12 protein-coding genes are annotated in these 20,103 nt (G+C 36.9%); 10 read left to right on the top strand and 2 right to left on the bottom strand.

Features of this window, described 5'->3' with window-relative positions:
* Both IGM04_RS07905 and larE read left to right on the top strand, forming a co-directional pair.
* On the top strand, window positions 1-714 hold the full coding sequence (locus IGM04_RS07905; RefSeq protein ID WP_086317952.1) for an ABC transporter ATP-binding protein: 714 nt from the start codon (window positions 1-3) through the stop codon (window positions 712-714).
* Between the two features lie 105 nt (window positions 715-819).
* Window positions 820-1,656 carry an ATP-dependent sacrificial sulfur transferase LarE gene (gene larE, locus IGM04_RS07900; RefSeq protein ID WP_085443893.1) on the top strand — a complete coding sequence of 279 codons (837 nt, stop codon included), beginning with the start codon at window positions 820-822 and terminating at the stop codon, window positions 1,654-1,656.
* Between the two features lie 184 nt (window positions 1,657-1,840).
* Here larE and IGM04_RS07895 read toward each other — a convergent pair whose 3' ends face one another.
* Both IGM04_RS07895 and IGM04_RS07890 read right to left on the bottom strand, forming a co-directional pair.
* Complete coding sequence (locus tag IGM04_RS07895; protein ID WP_086317951.1) at window positions 1,841-3,763, bottom strand: FUSC family protein; 1,923 nt, start codon at window positions 3,761-3,763, stop codon at window positions 1,841-1,843.
* 108 nt (window positions 3,764-3,871) lie between these two features.
* Window positions 3,872-5,329 (bottom strand): helix-turn-helix domain-containing protein, encoded by a 1,458-nt coding sequence (locus tag IGM04_RS07890; protein ID WP_002394536.1) that lies wholly within the window; start codon window positions 5,327-5,329, stop codon window positions 3,872-3,874.
* 227 nt (window positions 5,330-5,556) lie between these two features.
* Between IGM04_RS07890 and IGM04_RS07885 the strand changes: the two genes are divergently transcribed.
* The 8 genes from IGM04_RS07885 to IGM04_RS07850 all read left to right on the top strand — a co-directional run bounded on the left by IGM04_RS07885 (window position 5,557) and on the right by IGM04_RS07850 (window position 20,018).
* Window positions 5,557-8,229, top strand: a complete 2,673-nt coding sequence (locus tag IGM04_RS07885; protein ID WP_086317950.1) for a bacterial Ig-like domain-containing protein — start codon at window positions 5,557-5,559, stop codon at window positions 8,227-8,229.
* Window positions 8,205-8,564 carry a hypothetical protein gene (locus IGM04_RS07880; RefSeq protein ID WP_002401395.1) on the top strand — a complete coding sequence of 120 codons (360 nt, stop codon included), beginning with the start codon at window positions 8,205-8,207 and terminating at the stop codon, window positions 8,562-8,564. Before IGM04_RS07885 ends, IGM04_RS07880 begins: the two co-directional genes overlap by 25 nt.
* Complete coding sequence (locus IGM04_RS07875) at window positions 8,557-9,108, top strand: WxL domain-containing protein (protein WP_086317949.1); 552 nt, start codon at window positions 8,557-8,559, stop codon at window positions 9,106-9,108. Before IGM04_RS07880 ends, IGM04_RS07875 begins: the two co-directional genes overlap by 8 nt.
* Window positions 9,109-9,206: 98 nt before the next feature.
* Complete coding sequence (locus tag IGM04_RS07870) at window positions 9,207-10,187, top strand: DUF916 and DUF3324 domain-containing protein (RefSeq protein WP_086317948.1); 981 nt, start codon at window positions 9,207-9,209, stop codon at window positions 10,185-10,187.
* 208 nt (window positions 10,188-10,395) lie between these two features.
* Window positions 10,396-11,412 carry an alcohol dehydrogenase AdhP gene (gene adhP, locus IGM04_RS07865; RefSeq protein WP_086317947.1) on the top strand — a complete coding sequence of 339 codons (1,017 nt, stop codon included), beginning with the start codon at window positions 10,396-10,398 and terminating at the stop codon, window positions 11,410-11,412.
* Window positions 11,413-11,459: 47 nt separating this feature from the next.
* A complete protein-coding gene (locus IGM04_RS07860) occupies window positions 11,460-11,855 on the top strand; it encodes a hypothetical protein (protein WP_025192817.1) in 396 nt (131 codons plus the stop codon).
* A gap of 504 nt (window positions 11,856-12,359) precedes the next feature.
* Window positions 12,360-17,987: a TIM-barrel domain-containing protein gene (locus tag IGM04_RS07855; protein ID WP_179189126.1), complete on the top strand. Its 5,628-nt coding sequence runs from the start codon at window positions 12,360-12,362 to the stop codon at window positions 17,985-17,987.
* Between the two features lie 81 nt (window positions 17,988-18,068).
* Complete coding sequence (locus IGM04_RS07850) at window positions 18,069-20,018, top strand: amidase domain-containing protein (protein ID WP_086317945.1); 1,950 nt, start codon at window positions 18,069-18,071, stop codon at window positions 20,016-20,018.
* Window positions 20,019-20,103 lie beyond the last annotated feature (85 nt).

The raw sequence follows: 20,103 nt of genomic DNA, 5'->3' as shown, positions 1-20,103 counted from the left end.
ATGTATCGAGTAAATCATTTGGTTTATCGCTATCAAACGAAGCCTGTTTTTTCGCCTTGTAATTTGGAAATAGCCAGAGGAGAATATCTGGTTTTGATGGGAGATAACGGCAGTGGAAAATCCACTTTTTTAAATTTGCTCGCAGGTTTTTTAAAACCTTCCGAGGGAACGATTTATTTTATGGAACAATCATTAACGGCCTGGAAAAAAGACCCTATTCATAAAAAGAAGTATTATGCTCATTTGGGTATATTATTTCAAGAGACGGACACACAATTATTTAATGCGACAGTTTATGACGAATTGGCATTTGGCCCTAGACAGCTCCAACTATCCGAGCATGAAACAGCAAAAAGAATTAATGATTGTTTGAATTTATTAAAAATTACCCATTTAAGCAATCAAGTGCCTTATCAATTGTCGGGAGGAGAAAAGAAAAAAGTGGCTTTTGCTAGTCTGTTAGTAATGAATCCAGACGTGTATTTATTAGATGAGCCGTTTGCTGGGTTGACAAAAGAATCGGAAAAATTATTTAAAAAGATAATAAAAAATCTGCATCAACTTGGTAAAACAATTATCCTTTCCACCCATGACTATTTGAGTATTTGCGAGGAAGCTGATTCCATTTTATTGTTTGATTCGGCTGTCACAAGGTACTCAAAGGAAGAGATAGAAGCCAATGCTAACTTGTTAAAACATTTAAAACGGTATTAAGTGTACAAATATTGACAATAATTGATACTATGAATCGTGATTTTTTCTAATGTGGAGATGTCTATAATTAATTATGTAAAAGAAAATCAATAGGAGATGGTTTAAATGTCTGTCATGAAAACGAAAGAACAAAATTTAGTTCGCGAATTACAAAAAATGGATAAGTTGGCTGTTGCATATTCAGGTGGAATTGATAGCTCTTACTTGCTAAAAAAAGCTTTGGACACTTTAGGTGCTGAAAATGTACTTGCGGTTGTTGTAAATTCAGAATTATTTTCTGATGATGAGTTTGATAAAGCGGTCGATTTAGCTAATGGATTGGGAGCAAATGTGTTAGGCCTTGAAATGAGCGAATTAGCGGATGATAGAATCGTTGCAAATAACCCTAATAGCTGGTTCTACAGTAAAAAATTATTATATAAAACTATTCGTTCGGCTATTCAGAAAGAGGGATTTGATCTTCTTGCCGATGGGATGATTATGGATGATAATACTGACTTTCGTCCTGGATTAAGAGCAAGAGATCAAGAAGGGGTCATCAGTCCGCTACAACAAGCTAAATTATATAAAATCGAAATACGTCAACTTGCTAAAGACGCAGGTATTTCCAATTGGAGTAAAGTTGCCTCATGTAGCATTGCTTCAAGAATTCCTTATGGCATTAAGTTAACACGCTCAGCTATTGATCAAGTATTTGCTAGTGAAAAATATTTACGGGAAATAGGTTTTCCAATTGTCCGTGTCAGAGCACATCATGATTTAGCACGGATTGAAATTCCAGAAGACAAACTTTCTCTGTTATTAGAAAACAGAGAAAAAATTGCAGATTATCTTAAAAAACAAGGATTTAATTATGTAACTTTTGACTTAGAAGGATTTAAATCTGGCCGAATGAATGATATCCTCACAGAAACTGAAAAAAAAGTTTTTTGTGAATGTTAGACAGATAAGTTTATAAAATTGAGTCGGTGTAACGGAGTCAGGACAGGGGTATTCCGTTACAAAAACCAAGTTTTCTGCTCGATTAGGTCGGTTGTTTTCATTGATTACTCTGCCAGTAGATTATCAACTTTTAAGCCTAGGAAAAATTCCCTTTGAATTTTTCCTAGGCTTTTTGTCTATTTAATCATTTGATATTTGCTAAAAAGAAATTAGCTGTAGAATTTTTTAAGATTACCAGTGATTGTTCAATTTGAGGAAAATAAATGGATTGTTTGGACTGGTTGATTAGTCGCTTATTTTTGGGATTCGTGAGTGAAAGTATTTGCTGTGAATAGTTAAATAACTCAGTGTTTAGTGTGTCTGGCCTAACTGGCGTTAATTTTTTTAAGTAGTGTTGTGTTTTCATAAGTTCTAAAAGAAGCTCTTCCATAGCAGTTTGCATTTCCAACAGTTGATCATTTAGTTGTTTTTGTTGCATTAAGCTTTCAGCAGAGGCATCGTTACTATAAATAGGAGATTCAAGAACAATTTCTTGAATAGAATAGTTTACTCTACGTTGTACTCGATAAGCTAGTACCCAAGCATCACTTGGTAACGTGGTCTCTTCATTGATTAACGCTAGCAAAATAGAGCTGATCGTTTTTGACCAACTATTGATATTTTTACGTAATACTTGACTATGCCATGTTGGGAAAATAAAAAACATAACAAAAGCAATCAACGCACCAATAATTACATCAAAAACTCTTGTATAGCCTGCAGAACTACCACCTAATGTGAAAGTTAACCAAGTGGTCACACTTAGCATTAGAAATGCTTGACTTAATTTACGGACGGTTTCATACAATATAACTAGCAAACAAGACAATAGCATTGGCCATAAAGGATTTAGGTTTGTTAAGTTAGCAATTAATTGAGACAAAAAGATGCCTAAACAACCACCTAAAATAGAACCAATAGTTCTTGAAGTGATTTTGCCGAGTGTACCATGATAACCTGGCATAACCATTAAACAACCAGAAATAACTACCCAGAATTCGTGATTAGCTAAAGGCAAAGGGTACATGTAATTAAGAATAAGCGAACAAAAATGACAAACTAAACCTGTTAAAGCTAAACGAATTGCGAATCTAGCAGAGCTGCCTTTGTAAGAATGAAGGATCTCTTTGGCTTCTGCAAGTCCTTCTTTTGTGGGTAAGAAAGATTTAAATGAGATTTTTTTAGAGGATTGTTTGTTTTGTATCAAAAGGATTGCTGATTTTATTTCGGTGTTTGCTGAAGCAAATTCTTGAAGAGGCAGGGTTAATTGTTCTCCTTTTAAAAAGAGTAGAATTGCTTTTAAAGCAGGAAGATTTTCAGCTGCATTGGTTGAATCTAACGAGCCTGCAATTGCATCTGCTTGTGAAACCAAGGGATAAATCCATGGTGTTTTTTGATGATTGACCCATGGCATCGTTTCAACAGATTCGCGTACTTTTATTCTGAAATGGACATAGCGTGCGGGTTTTCCTTGTGCTAATAAATATAATTGTTCATATAAATCGGCTACTAATTTTCGTGCTTCATTATTTTGCGGCTTAGAATAAAGACAATAGAACAAACAAAGGATGGACATACCTAAAATTATTGCACCCAGACCTTCAAAAGTTTGACCAATAGACAAATTGCCTTTTAATTGCGCACCAGCTAGTAAAGAAATGGTCCCAAAGAGACATCGAATATACAGACCAATACTAAAGTTTCTTACAATCCCTGAAAAATACAAACCAAGGACGAATAATAAAATAATGAATATACTTGACGACTGTAAAAGTATCCCCAGACTGGCACCAAGAAAAATCATTAAAATACCATCTATGGCACTTCTTTGTGGAGAGCTATGTCGTGGTAAGACACAAATTACAGTGCCCAAAAAGCTACCAACATTTACTAAAACAAAAGCGAAAGGAAAGACTATTGTTAGAACAGCACCAACAGCATTTGCAATAATGATACTAAGAACAAGGGCAAACCAGTTCTGTCTTGTATCAAAAGTTAGTATAGGACGACTATACGCCCAAGACGATTCTAAGAAGACCTCAAAAAATTTTTTGATAGATAATTTCACAAAACATTCCTTCTTTAAAAATTTATTAAAAGCTAAAAAATTATTCCTCTGCTAGTATACACCTCTAAATTTTTTTTTCAAATTTGCTCTTTTTAAGAAAACTCACAATTATAAGCCAACATTAAGTTTAGCCATATATTTTTGTTGAATAAATTCTGTAAGCTCATGCCAACTTTCTTCATTTTCAATGGAATCTAAGTAGAAAATATCTTGATTAGAAGTAGCTTTTTCGAAGGAATCTGTGATGATGATATCCGCATTTGTGAAGTCTTCGGTAATAGAGATTGCGTTTGTATTATATAAGGAGGATAACCGTGTTTTAATAAAATAACTTGCATAAAAATCTTTGATAATTTGTAAATAGATTCTCACTTGTACTTTTTTTTCGGACACAGACAATGTGTAAAGCAGTTGACTGAGTAACTCTAAATGCGTTTCTTGGTGAACTAATTTTGCCACCGTTCCTTTTATTCGATTAAAGTATGCCACATCTGACGGAGTACAAATTTCTGGCTGCGGTAAATAAAGTGTTAAAAAAGTATAATAATTGCCCTCCGTTAAAAAGTACCAAGCATTAAAAATAGAAAGATAGTAAACGTATTGATAATCATGCTGATTTGTCAGTAAGTAGGCTACTTGCTTAAACAATTTTTTTGATAAGACACAATAAGGATGGTTAGATTCTATAAATAATTTTTCTATTTGTTTCGTTTGCTTTTCCGAAAAGATATAAGGAATAAAAATGCGAGATAAAAAATTAAAGTATAAAATTTCAGTTTTTCTTGTTTCGCATTGAATGTCAGCGAAGGAGTGTTCAAGAAAAAATAAAGTCACATGACTGTATTGATTGATCAGAATAAAAAAAGAATGCAGGTTTTTAGAGTGCGGCATCTTTAAGAAGTTTTGTGCACTTGTTCTAGTTTTAAATATCGCATATAAAATATAAAACGCTCTTTTCTTCATTCGGACATTTTTATAGGATCGTTCAAGAAGTTCATCGGGTAGACTTTTTTTTATTTCTTCAAGACTTATTTTAGAGAAAGGCCAAGCCAATTCTTGAAAGGAATCTTGTAGGAAAATGAAAGAAAACACTCGAATCGATAATTCATTGCCAGTTAATTGATAAATACCCTTAATACTAACGATTACTATATCAAAAATTTTAAAAAAGTTATTCAGTTGTTTCGTGATTTTTACCAGATAATGTTCAGAAATATATAAAACTTTAATTAATTCGTTTTTATCAATGGAAGAATGTGTGACCAATTGTACGCAATAATTAAATTGTACATTGTTTTTTAAAAGATTGAGTTTTAACGTGTAGGCGTATTCGACCGCGCTTTTTCGGTACGCTGGATTTACACAAACAATGCCATTATTGTTAGAGACAATAAAATGTTGGATTTGATAAGTATCCTCGAATTCTTGATTTATTTTTATCAGATTTTCCTTGACCGTTCTTTTTGAAATTTTTAAATTGGAAGAAATTTCATTTAATGACGTATGAGCTCGCTTCACTATATAAAATAAAATTTCTAGCTCATTCGTTAGGTAGGATGGAAACATGTTATGGACCTCCAAAAGTAAAATTTAGGTTCATTGTAGTCTACTTTCTTTAAATTTTTGTATTGATATGTTAACACAAGCGCAATAAGAAGCGGCCATCACAATTAATGTACAGCCTTATACATTAATTGTGTGTGGCAAAGCAATTTCAATGTTGATAAGCTAGCAGTAGTTAGAATAATTATTATTTAGTTTCTAATTCCAAAAAAGGTCAAGGTGAGTAAGCAATGAAAAAAATCAACGAACAATTAAAAATGAAAATACCAACCTACAAAAGAAAAAAAAGCATTGCTTATTTCTTTTACTCTTGTCTACTATTGGTAACGATTTCTTGTTTTTTGAGCGTGCATTTTCAAGAATGTGAGGCAGCTTCACTCTATCAAGCGGGAGGGATAGCCATTGATTTGAGAACTGATTTACCTTATGGAATGGAGATAAGCCATGACGATGGTGGTGGTCCTGATGGATCATTTGGAGGAAAATTACACGTAAAATTATACGGAACAGTGGACACTTCTCATACACAAAAAATTACTGCTCTTGCTTTCGATACCGATGGGATGCAATATGGTCTGATGTTTCATTTACCAGAAAATATAAGTGCAGATAATTTTAAAGCGGCTTATGACAAGGCTTATGCGGATAATCCAGAAAATTTTTATTCAATTAGTGGACAAAAAAATACACGAATATCAATCATCAACACAAAAGGAATGCGGACGTTTAACGGTTTTTCAGAAGATGGTTCACCAGGGTGGGGTGATCCCGAACAAGACTATAGTGGGATTGATACTGAGCATCAGGTGATGTTTTGTGAACGTGGAGATTCTATTGATTTGTCTCTTGGGAAAATTTATGACATTTGGAGTAATGAACCTGATAAAACTAAAATAACATTTGAGCTTCATTTTGATTTAGATGTGGCAACTTTGATGAAAGATGGCGATTCGAAGGATTATTCCCTCAATAAAAGTTTAACGAAACATCGCTTACCTGTATCAAATGTTTTGTCGGATGGTAATGAGAGTGATCAATTTTCGTTATCGGCAGATTTTTTTGGCCGGACGTATGAATTGGGTAGATTTTCAGATACAACGAATACAGTTAATCATAATATGGTAACGGCTAGTGCAGACATGTGGTTACGTGCGACAAGTTTAGCGGCAGCAGCAAAGCAAGATCCAAATAATTTGAATCATCAAATTATCACTGGAATCACCGGAAAAGTGGCTACTTGGTCTTCTTATATCTCGCCATGGGACAGCGGTGATAAGGACAATCCATTATCCAATTACAATACCCAAGATGCCTCTAAATATCCTGAAATACCTGAAAGCAAAACGATGTTACCAGGGGATTTTTTATCACCAAAGTTTACGATGAACCAAAGACAAGACAATCCGCTTAATTGGACAGATGGGTATGTTGCTCAACGGTTTGCGCGTGTAGTTAATTTTCATACTCACACAGTTGATCCTAAGGCCAATGTGAATGTCTCTTCACAACAACAAAACGGGTTAACAACCTATTTATTTAGTGGCAAAGATGGTTGTGGGCTGCCGTTAGTCAACCCGCCAGGAACGGATTCTTCAGAGCCCACAGATAAAACATATATGCGCGTCACAATAGATCCATACCAAGTGCCAAGTTTAGAAAAGGCAGCTTTTGTTAAAGGTCAAACAACATTTCACCCGCAACAAAAGATACCAGTAGAACTAACCGTTAAGGCTCCGACAACTAGAAAAGTTCAGATTGAAGAAAAAATTTCAGGTGCTGCCCAAACTGATTTTCATAAAATTGGGGAGCAAGATTTAAAAAATTTACCAGTCACAGATGATTGCGTTAGTTTTAACTGTTTAGCAGATGCTTTACCAACTTCAGGAGATTACACATTAACATTTAGAATTCTTGATGTTGATGATACATCTAAAAGCTACTCAAATGAGAAAAGTTTAGCTGTGCACATTGATCAAGCGCAAATTAAAGTTAAATCTCAAGATACGATTTATCAATATACTCAATGGCAACCAGAAAGTGAAGTGACTAGCTTACAAACACCAGATGGTAAAAAAGGTGATTTTCGAGACGTAAGTGTCACCATATATAAACTGGACGGAGAGCAAAAGGTCCCAGTAGATGCGGTGGATACAAAAGTGGTTGGTAAATATGAAATTGATTATAACTACCTAGGATTAGAGGCGCAGACTGCACTAGAAGTCATTCCCTCTTCAGCTCATATTGGTGCACATAACGACAGCTTTTCTGTGGGGACGCCCTTCGATCCAAAACGTCTTTTTGATAGTGCAACAGATAATGATGGACAGTCCATTCCTTATAGTAAGATAACGATTCGCTATACGCCTGATCAGGTAAACGATGAAGTAGCAGGCGTCTATAAAATTACTTATGATATCTCTAAAATAGTAGGTTTTAGTAAAAGTATTACTGTTGATTGGACCTACTATTACTCTAATCGTCTAGACTTTTATCACTTATCTGAACAACTAATGCCTTTTGAGAACGTAAAATTTAATGGCCAAGATCAAACACAGACATTAAAAAGTTGTGAGATGAACATTGAAGATACGGGGGATCCTAATCGGACAACTGGCTGGCAGCTTGAAGTAGCCTATAATTTAAATGATCAGAAAACACAAGCGTGGAAAGACGCAGGGCTTGATCTCACGCTAAATCCAAAGTCAGTCGATTATGTAACAACTGAGCAAAATATCATGGTTAACGATGAGCAACAATTAGTAGCTGGTGTAAGTAACCAATCTATCAAAAATAAAAAAGTTTTGACGAAATTACAATTATTGCCCACATTAACTATTTCAAAAGTCACACCTGCTGATAAATATGAAGCTCAGTTAATTTGGAACTTAGAAGCAACACCGTAAGGGAAGAGGGAATAGCTGTGAAATGGTTTATCTATGATTTATTGTTTGTTGCCTTTATTCTCGGTTTGCCAATTCAAGCACAAGCTGAAGACAAGACAACTGACGCACAAGCTGGCACAAAAGTCATGGTAATAGTGAAAGAGAGTGAGGATATTGTTCCACATCCCAATGAGCTTATACCTCAGACTAACGATATGCCAACTTCACGAGGACAACCTAATTTTTTACCAAAAACAAACGAGATTACGTCTCAAGAGACGCTTTTAGGAATCGTGGTACTCGGAAGTACATTAATCGTCGGACTTTATAAAGAAAAGAGGAAAAATAATGAATAAAAAAATAATTGGTTTAACTATCACTTTAGGAACAGGGATCTTTTTAATTGGACAACAAACTGTGAATGCGGCTGATAATACCAATACCACAGCGAATGTGTCGGTTTTGGGTGGCGGATTAACCATTACACCATTAGCACAAATTAACTTTGGGACGGTGACAAAAGACGGCCAAGATCATACGCAACCAGATCAAAGCAAGTCGCAACTTATCATTAATGATAATCGTGGGACAACGAATACAGGTTGGTATCTGACAGCGAATTTAGAAGATAAAGGAAAAGGTGTCACTGGCTTAGACGGAATGACACTTCATTTAGACACTAAAAAACCTGACGGATCTTCTGAAAAAGGTACCTTTACGGGCGTTGATTTAACCACAGATGCTTCAACCATTATTTCGCTAGATAAAAGTGATATCCGTTTATCAGACACTGTCACGACAGCCAATTTAAATGCAACGTTAAATATACCTAAAAGTATTGCTGCAAATACCTACTCTGGGACCATCGTCTGGAATGCCATCGATGGAGCACCCGCCTAAGAATTTAACATAAAACGATGTAAGAAAACGAGGCAGATAAATTGAAAAGAATTTTAAAGATACTTTTTATATTGACTATTCTCTGTTTAGGTGGAGCGATGCGTGCCTGGGCAGAGCCGTCTAATACCAATAGTTCAGCAACAATTGACAATGCGAATGCGTATACAGTCACACCCGTTTTCGGAGCAACTCAAAATAACAAAACCAGTAATTTTTTTGATATGACATTAACTCCGAAACAAAAAGATACATTCAAATTAACGATAACCAATACTACGCCGAACCCTCAAAAATTTAAAGTTCAGGTAAATACAGCAACAACAAATAGTAATGGGATAGTTGACTATACAAAAAGTAGCTTTGAAAAAGATCCATCGATGAGTTTGGTACTTAGTGATTTGATTAGTCCCAATAGGAAGGACATTAGTGTTCCCGGTAAACAATCACAAACGATTGATTTTCAAATAACGATGCCAGAAAAGTTATTCTCAGGAATTTTATTAGGTGGAGTGACGATTCGACCTGTAGAGATAGCTGGGGACCAAAGCAAGGGTGGGATTCAAAATGTTTATATGCATACGATTGCTATTCGGGTGAATGAAACAGCAGAGACCATACCTGCAAAATTGGAAAGTGGTTCTGTTAAAATTGGGCAAATTAACCGCCACAATACTGTTTCGATGGAAATTAAAAATCCACAGCGGAAGTTATTGTCAAAAGTCGAAGGAGATTTTTTTGTTAAAGAAAAAGGAACAAACAAAACGATCATTCACGAAAAGAAAAATAATCTTAGTTTTGCACCAAACACAAGGTTTGACCTACCTATTTTACTGAAAGATTCGTTTAAACCTGGAGACTATACCTATACCATTAAGTTGAAAAACCATGAGGGGAGCTGGACGTTCTCAAAAGATTTCACGATAAACAAAAAGCAAGCTGATCAGTATAATAAGCGTTCTGTTGATCATAAAGTCAAAAACCTTCACTGGCTTAAGTACCTCATGGCCTTTTTAATTCTAGTTATTTTAGGTACCGTCTGCTATATCTTGGGAAAAAAGAAGGGAAAAATGAAGTTGTAAAACCTGCCTTTAAAATAGTTGACAATTATGCAGAAAAAATCATGCCAGTATGAATTATCTATGACATAAGGGAAGAATAGCTGTCTAGCAAGGATAAATTGTCAAATTAACGTTAATTTACGCAAGTCATTGGTGTTCCTTATTTTGGAAAGTAGTATTATACTATTATTGTTCAATGATTCACAATAGAAACAAGGAGGAAAGAACCATGTATAAAGCAATTGTCGCAGCAAAAGGAAAAACAACAAAAATTGTTGAAAAAGAATCGCGTCCATTGAAAGATAATGAAGCGCGGTTGAAAATGGAAGTCTGTGGTGTCTGTCATACGGATTTACACGTTAAGAATGCAGATTTTGGTGATGTTAGCGGTTGTACCTTAGGTCACGAAGGAATTGGGATTGTGACGGAGGTTGGAAAAGACGTTACTAGTTTAAAAATTGGTGATCGTGCATCTGTTGCATGGTTTTATGAAGGCTGCGGGCATTGCGAATACTGTACTTCTGGTCGAGAAACGCTTTGTCGTTCAGTAAAAAATGCTGGATATACAGTTGATGGTGCCATGGCCGAAGAATGCATCGTCACAGACGGTTATGCAGTGAAAGTGCCAGAAAATTTAGCATCAGAGCCAGCTTCCTCTATTACTTGTGCAGGGGTAACAACCTACAAAGCGATAAAAGAATCTGGGATTCGTCCAGGTCAATGGCTAATGATTTCAGGATTAGGTGGGCTAGGTAATCTAGCTTTACAATATGCCAAGCATGTCTTTAATGCAAAAGTAGTAGCTGTTGATGTGAATGATAATCAGTTAGCTTTTGCGAAAGAAATGGGTGCTGATCTTTTAATTAATCCAGTTAAAGATCCTGATTTTGCTGCACAACTTCAAAAAGAAATTGGCGGTGTCCATGCAGCAGTAGTCACTGCGGTAGCTAAATCAGCATTTAATGGCGCAGTCGATGCAGTCCGTGCGGGAGGAACGGTTGTCGCCGTTGGATTGCCTGTTGAGACAATGGATTTATCTATTCCACGTCTTGTTCTTGATGGCATTCACGTAGTCGGATCGTTAGTTGGAACCCGTCAAGATTTAAGAGAAGCTTTCAAATTCGGTGCAGAAGGAAAAGTTGTTCCTGTTTGTCAAACACGCCAACCAGAAGAAATTAATGCTATTTTTGAAGAAATGGAACAAGGAAAAATTCGCGGGCGCATGGTCATTGATTTTCGCAGTTAATTTAGTTTTTTAGTGATTCGTTGATTTAATCTGAAAACCATGAAAGGATGGATGGAATGTTTGCGAATCTTACTCTCCGTCAGAGACGACTGCTTAAGCAAGCACAAGTGGGAGCCACAATTAGCTTTATTCTTTTGTTTGTACCAATTCTGACAATCAGTCTTTTGCATACTAGTGACTTATTAGCAAAATGGCTAGGTATAGTTGGGGTAATTATGGTTTTACCATTGTTGTATTTTGCGTGGCAGATTTTAAAGATAGCCTATAAAGATCAAAAAGATAATCCAAGGCCTCCTTTGTGGGTTCCGAAAGTTTATGGGATTGGGCTTTCGATCAATCCCTATCACCGGTTTGGAAAGTTAATTTTTATATTGCTAGCGGTACTGATAGTTGGCATCATCATTAGTTTGCTTTTCACACCAGCAACCCAAATCAATCACTAAAAAACGAGTAATTAACACCCTCTTGCTGAGCAGGAGGGTGTTGATTATTTTTAAATAGACTAGATTTGAGCAACAGGTATTAGATTTTTGAAAAAAGTCTTTCTTTTTCTGATGTAGATATTTTCGCAATAAAATCATCATTATAAGTGAATTAACAGGTTTATCAAGGGTTAATACTCGTTAATGGTGGCTGCTATAATTAACCGTTGACAAACACAAAAAAACCATCATACGATAATTATGTTATTAAAAAAGTGAAAAATTGGTAGTCAATAAATGAAAACGCATTCATCAGGAAATTGTGATTCTGTACTAAAATTTTTATATAAGATGAAAATGGATTGTTTTCATTTAATAATTTATTGAAAGGATGTGTTTATGAAGGGGTTACTGAAACTGACTTTCTAACAGTCTCAGTAAACTAAGAAAATCGTTATGACTTTTCATCTGGATAAAACTTTGTTGGGTTTTGGATTTTGTGAGTAATTGTGTCGGAACTATTCTATGGGGAGCAATTTTAAGGAGGAAAAAATGAACAAAGAGTATCAGGGTAAAAAAATTTACGGTAAAAAGCACTGGTTGACATTTTTATTAGTGAGTTCGTCTGTATTGGCGTTCCATTCGTTTGTTACGATGGATTCTCAAGTGGTTGATGCGCAAGAGCAAACAGCAAAAGAAGACGTAGCTGATTCAGCAACGTCAGTCGGAGCAATTGTGTCGATTGAAAAAGCGGAGAAAAACTTTGTCATTACGTATGCTTCTGGCAAAAAAGCACAAATTAGTATTTTAAACGACCATCTTTTTCGCTATCATCTAGATCCAACTGGTAAATTTGAAGAATATCCAACGCCAAATGATCCAAAGCATGTTGCGAAAATTACAGCTAAAACAATGGCCGACTATGGCACACAAGCCTTTGAGCAAACGAACGTCACAGATTCAGGAAACCAATTTACTCTAGAAAATAATGGTTTAAAAATTATATTCGAAAAAGAAAGCGATTTAATGAAGGTTCTAGACAAGAAAAAGAATCAAGTCATTTTAGAAGAAACCGCTCCGCTATCCTTTAAAAATGATAAAGCTACACAAACGTTAAAACAAAGTAGTCAAGAAAATTATTTTGGCGGAGGAACTCAAAATGGTCGATTTACGCATAAAGGAACAGCTATCCAGATTGTCAATACGAACAATTGGGTAGATGGCGGAGTAGCATCGCCTAACCCATTTTATTGGTCAACTGCAGGGTATGGCGTTGTTCGAAATACATGGAAACCTGGCAACTATGATTTTGGAAGTCATGATCCACAAACAACCACAACAACGCACGAAGGAACAGATTTTGATGCCTTTTATTTCTTTAATGATTCCTCAGCAGGTATTTTAAAAGATTACTATGAATTAACCGGGAAACCAGCTTTGATGCCAGAATACGGGTTCTATGAAGCACATTTAAACGCGTATAATCGGGACTATTGGGTGAAAGTAGCAGAAGGAACCGCGGGAGCAGTTAAGTTTGAAGATGGTAATTTTTACAAAGAATACCAACCAGGCGATCTAGGAAACTTAAATGGCACGTTAGAATCTTTAAATGGAGAAAAAGAGAATTATCAATTTTCTGCACGTGCAGTCATTGATCGGTATAAGAAAAACGATATGCCATTAGGGTGGTTCTTGCCAAATGACGGCTACGGTGCTGGCTATGGCCAAACAGATTCATTGGACGGCGATGTACAAAACTTAAAAGAATTTACTGATTATGCTCAAGCCAATGGTGTTGAAGTGGGGCTCTGGACCCAATCTAATCTCCATCCAGCGGATCCTAAAAATCCTAAAAAAGGAGAACGGGATATTGCGAAAGAAGTTAGTGTCGCTGGTGTTAAAGCTCTCAAAACTGACGTGGCGTGGGTTGGGTATGGGTATTCCTTTGGCTTAAATGGTGTAGAAGATGCTGCGAATGTTTTTGTAAAAGAAACAGATGGCGCAGTTCGTCCGATGATTGTCTCATTAGATGGTTGGGCCGGAACCCAACGGCACGCTGGGATCTGGACAGGCGATCAAACGGGTGGTCAATGGGAATATATTCGCTTCCATATCCCAACATATATCGGGACTTCGTTGTCTGGCCAACCAAATGTTGGTTCAGATATGGATGGAATTTTTGGTGGAAAAAATAAAGAGGTCAATATACGTGATTTCCAATGGAAAACTTTTACACCAGTACAGCTAAATATGGACGGCTGGGGCTCCAATCCGAAAACGCCATTTGCTTTTGATCAAGAAGCCACAGATTTGAACCGAGCGTATCTAAAATTAAAATCAATGATGATGCCTTATAACTACAGTATCGCCGAGGAATCAGTTGATGGACTACCAATGGTACGGGCCATGGCTTTAGAATTTCCTAATGAAGGAACAGCATATACAAAAGATTCTCAATACCAATATATGTGGGGACCCAATTTACTCGTTGCCCCAATTTATAATGGCAATCAAGATGAGGCAGGAAATTCAATCCGTGATGGAATCTATTTACCAGATGAAAAACAAATCTGGGTTGACTTATTTACAGGCGAAAAATATCAAGGTGGCCGTGTCTTAAATGGAGTAAAAACACCGCTGTGGAAGGTGCCCGTTTTCGTCAAAGATGGCAGTATTATCCCAATGACGAATCCAAACAACAATCCAAAGGAAATCCAACGAGATCAACGATCTTTCTTGATTTATCCAAATGGCGCCACTTCTTTTAATATGTATGAAGATGACGGAATTTCAACTAGTTATGAAGCTGGGCAATCAGCTACGACTAAAATAAATAGTCAAGGCCCTAAATCAAACGAAAAAGGGGATCTGACCGTTACTATCGAACCGACAAAAGGAAGTTACAAAGGCTTTGTTGATGAACGAAGCACCACGCTTGATTTGCTAGCTTCAGAAGCGCCCGAAAGCGTAACAGCAATGGTGGGGGGAACAGAAGTAACCTTGAAACAAGCAGCTAATAAAGAAGAATTTTTAGCTGGCACAAATCTATATTATTTTGATAAAGAATTCCAAGTGAATCAGTATCTTTCTGAAGCTTCAGGAGAAAAACTGAACCAATCAGCGTTATCAGTAAAACTAGCGAAACAATCTGTGACCGCCAAAGATGTTCAAATAACTGTAAAAGGTTTCATTAATAAAGGAACGGTTGACGGAGGAAATACAACGGTCGATGACCAGTTAACTATTCCGGCAAATGTCGCAATCAATGAAGAAAAAACAACACCATCTTCTTTGACTCTTCAATGGGATCAAGTAACTGAGGCAACAAGCTATGAAGTAGAGCGTGACGGGACTGTTTTCGGAAATATTCAAACGAATACAGCAACATTTGATGGATTTTCCTTCCTAAGCGAACATACTTTTCGAGTTCGAGCTGTTGGAAAAAACGGGGTCTCTGAATGGAGTGAACCGATTAAAGGAAAAACACAAGATGATCCCTATAAAGAAACAATTAATCAAGTCAAAGCAACAAGTAATTTACCAGAACAACCAGGCGCAGAATTGAAGAAATTAACAGATAAAGACTTAAGTACAGGTTGGCATACGAACTGGTCAACCGGCATCGCTAATCCAAGTGATGGAAATTTCTTGACTTTAAAATTTGATCTTGGTGCGGAGTATCAAATGGATAAAATTGAATACTTGCCAAGAGACAATGCCGGCAACGGAAATATTTTGCAGCTCCAGTATCGGACGTCGAAAGATGGAGCTAATTGGACAGAGTTTTCAGAACCTATTAACTGGAAGCAAGATGCTTTGACAAAAACCATTGAAACGAAGGACCAAGCGTATCGTTTTGTTGAAATGAAGGTATTAAAATCGGTGGGTAATTTTGGCTCAGGTCGTGAGATGCTCTTTTACAAACAACCAGGAACAGAAGGAATCTTACATGGAGACATTACTAACGATGGAACGATTGATGAAAATGATGCAATGAGTTATCGAAACTATACAGGCTTAGAATCGGTGGACAGTGACTTTAATGGCTATGTTGAAAAAGGCGATTTAAATAAAAATGGGGTAATTGATGCTTATGATATCAGTTATGTTTTACGACAATTAGATGGTGGGATTGAGATACCTGATGTCGAAGAAATTGCGGGCGGTTTATCCCTTGCTGTGGTTAATGAAAATGGCAAGGATACCTATCTTCCTGGCGATACATTAACCTTTACACTTAAAGGTCAAGACTTAAAAAACATTAATGCGTTAAGCACAAAAATGTCCTTTGATTCTAGCAAATTTGAACTTGTCGGTCAGCCTGCAACCACGAATAATACAAAACAAATGGAAAATTATTCTAAATATCGGAAACATTCAAATGATGTGGAGAATCTATATTTAGTTCTTAGTAATCAAGGAAATAAACAATTGTTAAATGGTTCAATGGACTTAGTTACCTTTAAAGTTAAATTAAAAGAAACAACTCGCGTAAAACGTGCGACAACTGTTGAGCAGCCATTACAATTTGATATGAGTCAAGGCTTATTAGTAGGCCAAGGATTCCAACAAGCCACACTTTCAGATTTTTCTGTAACGGTGAAGCCAACAGAGCTAGTAGATAAAGAGTTATTACAAGCGCTAATTACGCTAAATCAAGCACGTGTCGAAAAAGAATATACGCCTGAAACTTGGGCAATCTTTAAACCAATCTTAGATGAGGCAGTAGCTGTTCTAGCCAATGAACAAGCCACACAGACAGAAGTTTCTGCTGCTGTGGAAAACCTAGAAAAGGCTGCAAGTCAGTTGGAAAAAATGCCTGATGTAGCGAATAAAGCTGATTTAGAAAAAGCAATTCAAGAGGGGCTGGCGAAGAAACCAAGTGATGGGCAAGAATTCACCGAAGAAACTAAAAAAGTTCTCGAAGAGTCATTAGCAGCAGCTCAAAAAGTATTTGCTCAAGAAAAAGTTACTCAAGAAGAAATAGACCAAGCGACTAAAACATTGCGTGAAGCAATTGCACAATTAAAAGAACAACCCGTCGCCGTTAATAAGGAAACCTTAAAAGAACGAATCGCTCAAGCCCAAGGAAAAAAGCCGGAAGAAGGATACCAATTTACAAAAGAAACAGAAAAACAATTGCAAGAAGCAATTCAAGCGGCTGAAGCAATCGTAGCGAAAGAAACGGCGACAAAAGAAGAAGTCTCAGAGGCTCTAAACGCATTGGAAACTGCAATGGCTCAATTAAAAGAAGTACCTCTTGTAAATAAAGACCAATTACAAGAAGTTGTCAAACGAGCGCAGCAAGTCACTCCAAGTGAAGGGCACCAATTTACTGCCTCCTCGTTACAAGATTTACAAAAAGCGCTTTTAGCAGCTAAAAACACATTGGAAAACCCAGCAGCTAATCAAAAAATGATTGATGAAGCGGTTGCTGAATTAACTAGTGCCATCGATGGGTTACAAGAAGAAGCGTTAGTTACAGATAAAAAAGCCTTAGAGGCAATGATAGCCAAAGCAAAAGCAATCAAACCATCTGCCGGAAAAGAATTTACCAGCGAGTCTAAAGCGCGCTTAACTGAAGCAATTGACCAAGCGGAAGGGATTTTAGCTGATAAAAATGCTCGGCAAGAACAAATTGATACTGCTGAAAAAAATGTAAAAACTGCTTTGGATAGTTTAGAGGAACAAGTCCTTCAAACGGATAAAACAAAGTTGAAAGAACTGCTTCAAAAAGCAGAAACATTGAAACCTAAAGCAGGAAAACAATTTACAAAAGCATCGCAAGAAGCTTTAGCTGAAGCAATTAAACAAGCAAAAGCACTTGTTGAGGACCCAAATGCGACGCAAGAAGCTGTGGACAAATGTTTAAGTATTTTATCACAAGCCATTGAAGCAATGGCAGAAGAGCCAATCAGTAGCAACTCTACAGGCAACAATGGAAATCATGGCACGGTTAGCGGGACTGGTAGCGTAACCAGTCCAGGAAAGGGCACAGCAGCAGGTGGAACGACAACGAAAACCACCACTTCTGGTACTTTGCCAAAAGCAAATGAAGTTGTTTCGCCAATCTGGTCAATCAGTGGTTTTCTATTGATAGTAAGTATTGGTTTAGGAAAATTATTCTTCAAAAATAAAAAAGACCAAAATTAGCGTATCATTAATTTACAAGGCGCATTTGTACAAAAACAGTGTGCAAATGCGCAAGTAAGTAATAGGAGAGGATTTTTACGAATGAAAAGAAAGAAAATCAAGAATCAACTACTTTTTTTAACAAGTATTCTCGTTCTTCTAAGTTTGGAAGTCGCTCCAGTTGTTACGTTGGCTGCAGAATTACCAAGTAGCTCGCTACAAACAGCTCTGTCCTCGGAAACGGCAATTACTTCGGAAGAAAAAGTAACCGAAACAACTGTTGCTACATCGACAACATCCACTAGTAGTTCGTCATCTGAATCAAGTAGTTTTACCGATACGACTACCGAATCAACGAGTCATTCAACGACAGAAACGACAACCACAAATACTAGTTCTGAAACAAAAAAAGAACCTACAGAGCCAACGGTATCATCAGAAATCACGCAGCCTGTTGAACAATCGCAACCACCACAAGTTCCTGTGACCAAGCAAGAACCTGAAGAACCTATTCAAGTTCCTGAAGCCACCAATAACGTTGTTGAAGAAAATCAGGCTGTATCGTTAGATCCGTCCCTCAAAGTAGATGAAATCGCTTCTTCAAATTTAAAAGGCTACGAACTTCCACTGTTGTCGTCTTTTGGCGAAAAGAAACGGGCAGTCGTGGTGGCTGAAGCATTAAGACACGTTGGGAAAACAAAAAAAGAATTTAACTTGACGGAGCAAGCATTGACCAGTAGTTTCCTTGCCCAAAAAATTTACCAACAATTATTTAAAATAGACATTGGCAGTACGCCGCAAGAACAAATGACATTTGGTAAAGTTCGTTCTATAGAGGAGGCAGAACCTGGTGATCTGATTTTTTGGCAAACAGCTGAAGGAAAAACGCTTCAAAATGGTGTTTATCTTGGCCAAGGAAAATATTTAATTGCCGCAGCGGAAGCGGATTCTAAGGAGGAACCAGAAGTAATAGCTCAGTTAGAGAATATCTATACTGCCAAACAACAACCAGACTCAAAAGAGGAAATACGCTTGGTAGTGACTAATCCTTTTAAGGAGTTCACATTAACGGAGTATGGCAAAGAAGTTTTAGCAACATATGGTGCGTCATTTGAAATGCAGAAGTCAGAACAAACCACAGCGTTTATTAAAAAAATTGGTGAGACAGCCAGAGAACTTGGCGAAAAATACGATGTTTTTGCATCAGTAATGATAGCTCAGGCTATTTTAGAAAGTGGCTCTGGCGAAAGTCAACTAGCCAAAGAACCTTATTATAATCTCTTTGGCGTGAAAGGTTCGTTCCAAGGAAATAGTGTTAGCTTTTCAACAAAAGAGGCTGATCAGAGGGGCCAACTTTATACAATTTCCGCTGGGTTTCGCGATTACGGTGGCTATAATGACTCACTGCAAGATTATGTTCAATTACTCCGACAAGGGATTGACGGAAATCAAGATTTTTATAAACCAGCGTGGCGTTCGGAAGCCAAAAACTACCTTCAAGCAACGCGTTTTTTAACAGGTAAATATGCAACAGACAAGCAATACGATAATAAATTAAATTCGTTAATTGCGGTTTATAACTTAACGCAATTTGATTTACCAAAAACAGTGGACGGTTTGATTATCCAATCTAAAAATAAGCTGTCGGAAGCGGAACAGCAACAAATGCATTTTCCAGTCTATGATGGGATCAATTATAATCGAAGTGGTAGCTATCCCGTGGGCCAGTGTACGTGGTATGTCTATAATCGTTTCAAACAGTTAGGCACTTCTTTGGATGAATTTATGGGAAATGGCAGTGACTGGGGAAGAAAAGGACGTGCATTAGGCTATCAAGTTAGTTCATTGCCTAAAGCTGGTCGTGCGATTAGTTTCCAACCAGGAGTTGCTGGCGCAGATAATCAATATGGACATGTTGCTTTTGTTGAAGCGGTCACTTCTGATGGAATCATTATTTCTGAAAGCAATGTCATCAATGATCAAACGATTTCGTATCGTGTCTTACCTAATGTAATTGCTTATAGTAGTGGCGTGACCTACATTGGCGCTTAATCGACTCATTCAACAGGAAGAAGTGTGGATGTTTAAGTAAAAAGTTAGCACAATGATCCATGTGTGAACTAACAAATTAAAATAA

Origin of the sequence: Enterococcus sp. DIV2385, from assembly GCF_051711925.1 — a bacterium.
Taxonomy (GTDB): domain Bacteria; phylum Bacillota; class Bacilli; order Lactobacillales; family Enterococcaceae; genus Enterococcus; species Enterococcus faecalis.
This window is presented reverse-complemented; position numbering and strand designations above follow the sequence as displayed.

Bases quoted from the DNA above. Each gene is read 5' to 3' on its own strand.
- IGM04_RS07905 (WP_086317952.1), top strand. From the start codon at position 1: ATGTATCGAGTAAATCATTTGGTTTATCGCTATCAAACGAAGCCTGTT.
- larE (WP_085443893.1), top strand. From the start codon at position 820: ATGTCTGTCATGAAAACGAAAGAACAAAATTTAGTTCGCGAATTACAA.
- IGM04_RS07890 (WP_002394536.1), bottom strand. From the start codon at position 5,329: ATGTTTCCATCCTACCTAACGAATGAGCTAGAAATTTTATTTTATATA.
- IGM04_RS07885 (WP_086317950.1), top strand. From the start codon at position 5,557: ATGAAAAAAATCAACGAACAATTAAAAATGAAAATACCAACCTACAAA.
- IGM04_RS07875 (WP_086317949.1), top strand. From the start codon at position 8,557: ATGAATAAAAAAATAATTGGTTTAACTATCACTTTAGGAACAGGGATC.
- IGM04_RS07870 (WP_086317948.1), top strand. From the start codon at position 9,207: ATGCGTGCCTGGGCAGAGCCGTCTAATACCAATAGTTCAGCAACAATT.
- adhP (WP_086317947.1), top strand. From the start codon at position 10,396: ATGTATAAAGCAATTGTCGCAGCAAAAGGAAAAACAACAAAAATTGTT.
- IGM04_RS07860 (WP_025192817.1), top strand. From the start codon at position 11,460: ATGGATGGAATGTTTGCGAATCTTACTCTCCGTCAGAGACGACTGCTT.
- IGM04_RS07855 (WP_179189126.1), top strand. From the start codon at position 12,360: ATGGGGAGCAATTTTAAGGAGGAAAAAATGAACAAAGAGTATCAGGGT.
- IGM04_RS07850 (WP_086317945.1), top strand. From the start codon at position 18,069: ATGAAAAGAAAGAAAATCAAGAATCAACTACTTTTTTTAACAAGTATT.